This window comes from Coleofasciculus sp. FACHB-712 (genome assembly GCF_014695635.1).
Taxonomy (GTDB): domain Bacteria; phylum Cyanobacteriota; class Cyanobacteriia; order Cyanobacteriales; family FACHB-T130; genus FACHB-T130.
In genome coordinates, this window is record NZ_JACJOQ010000171.1 from 1 (window position 1) to 8,597 (window position 8,597).

The 8,597-nt window shown below is 47.4% G+C and carries 9 protein-coding genes; 3 read left to right on the top strand and 6 right to left on the bottom strand.

All coding sequences use genetic code 11. From position 1 onward, the window contains the following. The 5 genes from H6F50_RS04565 to H6F50_RS04585 form a co-directional block, all read right to left on the bottom strand. The coding region (locus H6F50_RS04565; protein WP_190426787.1) for a DUF928 domain-containing protein at positions 1-950 on the bottom strand (950 nt) is incomplete at its 3' end. A 32-nt stretch (positions 951-982) separates the two neighbouring features. Next, a complete protein-coding gene (locus tag H6F50_RS04570) occupies positions 983-3,355 on the bottom strand; it encodes a CHASE2 domain-containing protein (RefSeq protein ID WP_190426790.1) in 2,373 nt (790 codons plus the stop codon). A gap of 110 nt (positions 3,356-3,465) precedes the next feature. Then, on the bottom strand, positions 3,466-4,461 hold the full coding sequence (locus H6F50_RS04575; RefSeq protein WP_190426794.1) for a DUF1822 family protein: 996 nt from the start codon (positions 4,459-4,461) through the stop codon (positions 3,466-3,468). A 33-nt stretch (positions 4,462-4,494) separates the two neighbouring features. Beyond that, positions 4,495-5,145, bottom strand: a complete 651-nt coding sequence (locus H6F50_RS04580; RefSeq protein WP_190426806.1) for a sigma-70 family RNA polymerase sigma factor — start codon at positions 5,143-5,145, stop codon at positions 4,495-4,497. 523 nt (positions 5,146-5,668) lie between these two features. Then, entirely contained in the window at positions 5,669-5,830 is a 162-nt protein-coding gene (locus tag H6F50_RS04585; protein WP_190411047.1) for a hypothetical protein, read from the bottom strand. 31 nt (positions 5,831-5,861) lie between these two features. On the opposite strand from H6F50_RS04585, the gene H6F50_RS04590 reads away from it, so the two are divergent. Together H6F50_RS04590 and H6F50_RS04595 are read left to right on the top strand one after the other, a co-directional pair. Further along, the gene (locus H6F50_RS04590) at positions 5,862-6,563 is read left to right on the top strand and encodes a calcium-binding protein (RefSeq protein WP_190426796.1); all 702 of its coding nucleotides are present in this window, start codon (positions 5,862-5,864) and stop codon (positions 6,561-6,563) included. Between the two features lie 437 nt (positions 6,564-7,000). Next, positions 7,001-7,747, top strand: coding sequence for a calcium-binding protein (locus H6F50_RS04595; protein WP_190426798.1), 747 nt, complete (start codon positions 7,001-7,003; stop codon positions 7,745-7,747). Between the two features lie 122 nt (positions 7,748-7,869). On the opposite strand, the gene H6F50_RS04600 is transcribed toward H6F50_RS04595, so the two are convergent. Continuing rightward, a complete protein-coding gene (locus H6F50_RS04600; protein ID WP_190426802.1) occupies positions 7,870-8,031 on the bottom strand; it encodes a hypothetical protein in 162 nt (53 codons plus the stop codon). 51 nt (positions 8,032-8,082) lie between these two features. Between H6F50_RS04600 and H6F50_RS04605 the strand changes: the two genes are divergently transcribed. Continuing rightward, positions 8,083-8,322: a hypothetical protein gene (locus H6F50_RS04605; protein ID WP_190426808.1), complete on the top strand. Its 240-nt coding sequence runs from the start codon at positions 8,083-8,085 to the stop codon at positions 8,320-8,322. Positions 8,323-8,597: the final 275 nt, after the last annotated feature.

An 8,597-nucleotide genomic window follows, 5' to 3' on the forward strand; every position in this document is an offset into this window, starting at 1 on the left:
GGATTCGCACTCCGGAGTTCAGCAAGAGCAGTGAGGGCATCATGCCAGATTCCTTGTTTGGCATAAAGAACCACACGTTCCCGTGGGGTTGCTTTCTGTAACTGACTCATCAAAGTGGCAGAAGGTGCAATCCGCTGAACTGACCCTTCAACCAAGGGCGGAGCATCCGGATCGCAATTAATCATAAAAAACCAACGGTACATCTTGCCCACTTTTAGCGGCGCTACTGTAGCCGGAAGACGCACTTTGACTACACCAGGCTGCTTTTGGGATGCGATGAACTTGGTTTGATAGACATTGTTACCTTGGTCATCCTGTAGGATGAATTCCACAGGCAGGTCGGGTGTGAGCGCATAAGGAATGTAATACCAAAAGGTAGGAGCCTCAGAAGCCGTTAATGCCCATACGGACTCAAAGGTTTTTAAGGGTGAGTTCCCAGATTCTCCTTCATTCAAACTTGTCTGAGTCGCAGGCACCAAGGCAGTCAGAGGCTCCTCGCCGATCGCGGCTGGACACGTACCACGGCTAGCCCCTCCTCGCTGTCGTCCAGCGGGGGCGCTGCGGTCTGCTGGCGGTGGTGGCGCGTTGAACAGCAGGGTGCCGGGGCTACGGCTAGCACCTCCTTGCCGTCGTCCAGTGGGGGCGCTACGGTCTGCTGGTGGTGGTGGCGCGTTGGACTGTACGGTTAAGACTTCTGCGAAAGCAGGTTTTACGGGGATTTGCGTCAAACTGCCGATAAAAGCAACTAGGAAGAGGGTAGGCCATTTGGCACCGCTTGTATTAGGAGACCTCTCCCCCAACCCCTCTCCTGCAAGGCGAGGGGAGTTCGGCTCCCCGTTCCCTGGTAGGAAAGGCTCATGGGGGCTTAGGTTTTTCAGGTGCAAGATATAAGGTTTGGCACGCTGCGCGATCGCTCTGGCAAGGATTATCTGTTTAAAAGGGAACTTCATATAGCTAGTCGAAGGAATTTTAAGGTGAGTGACTATCGTCTAGCTCGAAAGGTTGCATACACGGCTACGCTGGTGCTGCTCGCTACCAAGGCTAGCGCTGGTGGAACCAAAGGCACCCAACAACCGCTTTGTATTAACAGTGCCAAGCATAAACCATACAACAAGATTTGTGCGGCGGCGATCGCTATCCCTAAGTGGACCGGGGACTTCAGATAGCAGACGAACAACCCTCCCAGTAAAGACCAGCCCCAAATCCAAAAAACTTCGCCCCACTGAGGCCACACCCATAATAGCGATCGCCCATCTTTCACTGCACTAATCATTTGACTCACCATTTGCGCTTGCACAAATACTCCCGGCATTTGCTTTTCAGCCCACTGACCTTGACTGTAGGGTGTGAGCCAATAGTCATGAAAACTGTTAGCACTCGTGCCGATCAAAACAATCCGATCCTTGATGGAATTGGGATCGATCTGACCGTTGAGAACTTCTCTGAGGGTCACTCGATCCGCAATATTTTCCGGGGAGCGGTGGGAGCGATAATTCAGCAGCACTTGATGACCCCAGGCATCGGTTCCTTGGTAGCCACCTGTAAAACTCTCCAAAGGCTTAAAAACCACCTTACCCAGTTGCAAGAACCCCTCTGAATTAATTGTCGGTACAATGCCTTCTGCCGCTAAATAACGGAATGCTAATTGGGCGCTGAAGGCGTAGTAAGCCGTACAGGGAGAGGCAGGGTCTGGTTTCAGCGATAACAGATGGCGACGAACCACTCCATCGGAATCGACCATGAAATCACTAAACCCTAAACGTTCTGTTGGGATTTCTGGCGGTGCTGGAATCCCCGGTTCACCCGCCTGGGGATCGCTGACTTTGCAAATACCAATTAAGCGATCGCTTTGGCGTAACCGATTGGCTAAATCTTTCTGACTGGGTAATGCTGGAAAATCTCGATAAATATCTAAGCCAATCGCTCGCGGTTTATACTGCTCTAGTTTCTGCAACAGTTGATTGAGTGCCGGATCTGACAACGACCCACGCCTTTGTTCTGGATTCTGAGCTTGAACATCTGCTTCAGTAATGGTAATCACCAAAAGGCGCGGATCTGGCTTTTCATCGGGTCGCCTGGTCAGTATTTGGTCAAAAGCTTTTAGTTCTAATGATTGCAGCATTCCCTGATGCCGTACCCCCGCAATCAATGATGCGATCGCTACGCTGGCAAGCAACGCTACCCGCAGTTGTCCCCGCCAGGTTTGAGGTTGAGTCTGGGAGGTTCGGGAGGGGGATGGCACAGGGGAATCGAGAATCGGGAATTCTTCTTTCCTCTTCCCAACGATTCCTTGCCAAGTCGGTGGCAACACAGCCGGATTTTGGCAAACGATTGGCAACCACGTCGCGCAAGGAAATTTAGCTTCTAGTCCTTGCAATCTTTCCCGTGCTTCCCGTACTGCTAAATAAAAAGACTCACCACGAGCAAAGGCTTCGAGAAAAGACTTCAAAAATTCTTGTGCAACCTTATCCGGTACGGGTTCCCGCATCACAATAATTTGCGGAATATGTAAAGAAGCCAAATCTTTTGCCAAACCTAACCCATCGCAAGAGTTAAAAATCGCGATTTTCAACCCGCGTTCAACCGCTTTTTTTAGGCCATATTTTAATTCTTCTATTGATAAGCTTTCTGTTTGATTAATATAAATTTGTCCCGTCCCGCCATTTTTCTGGCTGGAACTATGACCCGCAAAAAATAAAATATCCCAGCCTTGTTTCCAAAGCTGTTCGGTTAATTCTTCCCGTTGTGGTTCTACCAGAAATCTGACTTCTGCGTTGGGTAATTGCTCTAATAAAATCCGATCGGCTTGGGTATTAATTCCCGTACTATTCCCCAAAATTGCTAAAATTCTCACCTTCTCGATAGGCGATGAGAGTTGTTCTACACGTTCGTAGACTGGAGCGCTTAAGGCAATTTCGGCTTTTGGGTAGCGATCGCATAATTCCCAAAGATGCCAAGGTAATTTCCGTAGCTGAACGTCTTCAGTTTGGATAATGAACCGAATTTCATCGGCAGGAACTAATTGTTCTAAGAGTTTTTCTCGAATTGCCCGAAACGGCTCTGAATTTAGCCAGACATTTAAGCGATCGCGCAATACATTGGCTGCCAAACTACAGTCATCAATCTTGGCAACATTAGTCGGTTGACTAATTTTTGCTTCTAGTCTGTAGGGCACTCCCAAACGACGATAAGCGGTTGTCCAGATGGTGTAGTGTTGGGGAATTTCTGGAGCGGGAGGTAACATTCCAACGCTTTCTATCGAAGGGCGTTCACCATCGTTCCCAATTTGTAATGAGACTGGGAAACCTTCTTCAAAAGAACCACTCCATAGTTTTATAACAACTAATTTAACCATTTTGACGGTAGGACGATTAGTTTTCAGCAATTAAATGTAAGGGTTGTTTCCAGATAAATGGAAAAATTGCTCTTGGATTACAAGAGGTGTCTCAAGTTTACAAATAATCGCTAAATAACAAAGTCTTCTTGAATGCTGGCATTCCCCAAAGCGACTCTAACGCTAAACTGTTCTCCAGAATTGCCACTAAACTCTAATTGAATGTAATCATCTGCATCTCTTGACTCAGCTTCTAGAAAATTAGAGCCAGATTCATCAAGGACAATCAATTGGAGAGAAGGGGGTAGATAAGCTTGATTACCCCTAGGATGCACCTGAAGAAGAATATTCGTTTTCTCCTCAGATTCTGGATTGATTTCAATAACTAAAGCAACAGAAAGGTCGGCAATCTCTACCCCTAAGTCTATCAATTTTGCTTTGCGAACGGCAGCTTCTGGCTGTTCCAAACTGGGAGCAAGTACATCGCCTCTAAAACTAAAGGCTAGATTTGATTCAGGTGGAGTTAGCAAGGTTTCAACGGTTTGCCAACCGGCTTCAAAAACATTGTTGAACCACTGGCTCAAGTTGGCTTGGGTTCTGCGGAAGGCAGGGGTGAGGGACGATGCAGCCGCTGTAATCGGATGCATTAATTCCTGCAAGCGATCGAGTAAATCTTCAGGCGATCGCAATTGACCGATCGACAACTCTGAGGTAGTAACGCTGGGGGTAAATCCCAACACACTTGCCTGTCGCATCGATTCATCGATTTGAACCATCACATAGCCAATTCGATCTGACCAAACTTCGGGGGGAATGTGGCAGATTTGTTCGGTGCTTCTCAACGGACGACATTCTAAGCGACCAAGTCCCCGCACTTCTAGGTCAGCTACATCAGAACATAAGCGCACGATGGGATTCCAGCTATCACTGGCTGCAAGATTGGTGGGAATCCCCATCATCTGCAAGTAATCATTGACCACACAGACAGATAGGGTATTCAACAGAACTTGCTCTGCTTTGTGCGGCGTCGGCTGCTGAGTGGCAAACTGCTGTGCTATTGTGCGTGCGGCTTGGGTAATCGGTAACGGTAGGGCAAAATCTTCTAGTTCGTGGGGGTTAAAAGTCATGGTTGGGAAGCTCCGTTCTTTATTTATCTTTATTTATAGATATCCCTCCGATTCACCAAATTTACGCAAGCGAGGGATACATTGGCGCTGATAAAAACTGCTCAATGTGGAAATGGGGAGGTTAAATTCCGCTGAAAGCTCTTTCCAACCGGCTTCTGGGGGTAAGCGTCGCAAGATTAACGCTTGAGCATTCACTTCGGGACGACCGGCAATGTGCGTGCGGCGCAACTCCCCTTGAGAATCGGCTTCCACCCACTTTATGATGTCGTCCAACAAGGGGGGAACATCCGGAGTGGCTTCCAGACTATCCACCGGGTCAGTCGTTTCACCGATATCGCCCGACTTTGACCTTTTGGCTTGACCTGTAACGGTTCTCGATTCTTGTTTTTTACCGTCAATATAGAAATCTTGAAGCCGCCGTTTCAGGTAGGTATTCAGCCAGGTGATGACACTGCTGCGATTCGGGTCATAAGCTTCGCCAGTATTTCCTTCACAGATGTTTTGACAGAAATACACCCAGGTCTGTTGCAGTGCATCTTCATAGTAAGGCGTATATTCTTTCCAAAGCTTGTGTGCGATTAAGCGGATCACCCTAGTTAAGTTTTTCTGGCGCTGGGCACTTCCATGCGGGTGCATACAGGCTTCTTTCACCAGATAGCGAAGCTTTGACTCTAGTCCATCCATAATTTGCGATCGCCCCTTCGGTTGATACAGCGCCAATTTTGTCTGGAAGCCTATCTATTTAAGATAACTTTCCTCTTGATGTCTACTCCATACAGTTAGAGATTACGGATTCTCGATGGCTGATGAGTGAGGATTCCGGCAGGTGGCAAGGAAGAACTAGGCGCGTAATTATGCGTTCTTCAAGGATAGCGATCGCTCTGGTTGAAAGTAAATAGCCCAACTGTCGCACGATTCAGTGACACTCATTTGAGCGATCCAAGATATGTTTCAACGTCAAAAGCAATTGTTAACGCCGCTTTGAACAACATTTATCTACAGTGCCAAAGCTGAAAAGCCTATGTAGGAAGGGTTTTCATTTCCTATCTCCCCACTGATCTGAGGCACAACCACCCATATTTGCCAATTTTATGTAAACGTTTGTAACGACCTGCATAATTGGCTCTACTCAGGCTGACAAGTGCATAGAGGTCAACGAAATGCAACGGGGAGATTAACAACCCAACTTCTGGTTTCCCACGCATCATCACCAGCCTCCAGTCAACAGAGCAACGAGCGATGTCCGAAAGCTCTCTAGAAGTGCAACGGCGAACAATAACACTTCTTGAACATACAAACCTTTCGGACATCCGCCACCACCAATCAACCGATTCAAGCGATTGATTGATTCCAACACACCAAACAACACCAATTCTCATCCTTACTAAAGAGCAAAGATTATGGCGATTATCAACGGCACCATTTACAACGACACACTCAACGGCACCGCTTACAATGATTCCATTTACGCCAAAGACGGGAACGATACAGTTTATGGCGGAAGTGGCAATGACTACATTGATGGCTGGTATGGCAACGACAACCTCTATGGTCAAGATGGCAATGACACCATCCTCGGCTACTACGGCGATGACTACATCAATGGCGGCTACGGCAACGACAGTCTCTATGGCGAAGTAGGCAACGACCACATGGATGGCTGGTATGGGGATGACTACCTATCCGGTGGTGCAGGCAACGACACGATGCTGGGCTACTATGGCAACGACAGCCTGTATGGCGGCACTGGCAGTGACAAACTCTATGGCGAAGCCGGTAAGGACTACCTGAATGGTTATGGCGGCACGGTTGGTGAATACGATACCTTGAGTGGTGGCAGCGAAGGTGACACCTTCGTTCTGGGTACCGCTAGTAGTGTCTCCTACCTGGGTGCTGGCTACGCAACCATCACTGACTTCAAGTGGAATGAGGGCGACAAGATTCAGGTCAAGGGCAGCTACACTGACTACACGCTCAATAAGAGCTATGACTTCGGAGGCACCACGGCGCTGGATACAGCAATCTATAAGGGCAATGACTTGATTGCGGTGGTTCAGGATACGACCAATGTTTACGCTTCTGCTGACTTTGTCAGCGTCTAGGTTGACACATCGGGATAACTTGACTCGATAACTTCACCTCCCCTCAGAGACCTGTTTCTCTGGGGGGCTTTTTTCTTTTCTGTTTACGCGATCGCTACCCTTACTTAAACTGTATGGTTGCACAATTTCATGTAAACGTTTGTAACAACTTGCATAACTAGCGCTACTCAGGCTGACAAGTGCATAGAGGTCAACAAAATGCACCAGGGAAAAAACAAAGTAAATTCTGGTTTTCCCAGCAGCATCAACCGCCTCCAGTCGATAGAGCAACCAGCGAGATTCAAAAGCTCTCTAGAAGTGCAACGGCGAACGATAACATTTCCTGAGAATACAAACCTTTTGGACATCACTGACCACCAATCAACCGATTCAAGCGATTGATTGATTCCAACACCCCGACCAACACCAATTCTAAGCAATCCTAAAGAGCAAAGATTATGGCGATTATTAACGGCACCGCTTACAACGACAACAACACCTACAACGGCCCCGGCTATCCTTTCAACTATCACGGTCAGATCATCGGCACTGCCTACGACGATTCTATCTATGCTGGAGCCGGTGACGATATTGTGAAAGCTGGCGCAGGCAATGACTACGTAGATGGTTGGACTGGCAACGACAGCCTCTATGGTGAAGATGGTAATGACACTATCCTCGGCTATGACGGCGATGACTACATCAATGGCGGCTACGGCAACGACTCTCTGTATGGCGAAGCAGGCAACGACCACATGGATGGCTGGTATGGGGATGACTACCTATCCGGTGGTGCAGGCAACGACACGATGCTGGGCTACTATGGCAACGACAGTATGTATGGCGGTAGTGGCAGTGACAAACTCTATGGCGAAGCCGGTAAGGATTCCCTGAATGGTTATGGCGGCACGGTTGGAGAGTACGACACCCTCAGTGGTGGCAGCGAAGGTGACACCTTCGTTCTGGGTACCGCTAGTAGTGTCTCCTACCTGGGTGGTGGCTACGCAACCATCACTGACTTCAAGTGGAATGAGGGCGACAAGATTCAGGTCAAGGGCAGCTACACTGACTACACGCTCAATAAGAGCTATGACTTCGGAGGCACCACGGCGCTGGATACAGCAATCTATAAGGGCAATGACTTGATTGCGGTGGTTCAGGATACGACCAATGTTTACGCTTCTGCTGACTTTGTCAGCGTTTAGGTTGACACATCGGGATAACTTGACTCGATAACTTCAGCTCCCCTCAGAGACATGAATCTCTGGGGGGCTTTTTTTTCTGCTGAGGCAATGACTACCCCTAGCTGAACAATATGAAAGGGACATCAAATGACCCTAAAGAGGGCGGGATTGCACAGGTAAAGTGCCCAAATATATTGCTGTACCTGCCGATTAGCAGAATCATTGTAAACGTTTGTAAAGCTTTGCAAAACTACTGCACCTGTATCTGACAAGTCTATAGCGGTTCCTTTAGAACCCAATCTCATTGAGACCGCAACCAGGGTACAAACCTCGATCTTCCCGGAAGGTATAAACCAATGAAGGCGCAGTGGAAAAGAGTATTCGTTAAAACAACTGTTTGGCTAGTTACTGAGATTATTCTGAACCTCTTGGGACTCGATAACCTAGCTGATTACAACGAATTTATTCTTGAGCAAAAGAAAATGATGGCAATGAACCATTTATTTGCGCCAACTCTCACTAATAAACTTTGCCTCTATTGGCTTGATTGTGACTCTGCATTCCAGATGCCACTGGGCTTAGCACCTAAATTCTAAGGAACCTAAAGACAATAGAAGTTAAGAATATTAGGCAATTCTACATTTTGAGAATAAATTTTGGGTTAACGAGTGCCATTGATTTATAGAAATTATACTACCAATCTAAAGGTAGAGCGGTTGGCCAATTGCAGGCAAAATTCAGTTGTAAAAATAAGCTAAGAAGGTATCAATAGCTAAAATAAATGCTTTATATTGTTAGTAATTAGGGTAGAGTAATTTTAAAGGATTTTGAGCTGTTATGCTTTCGATTTCTAATGCTTTGCATCGCCTAA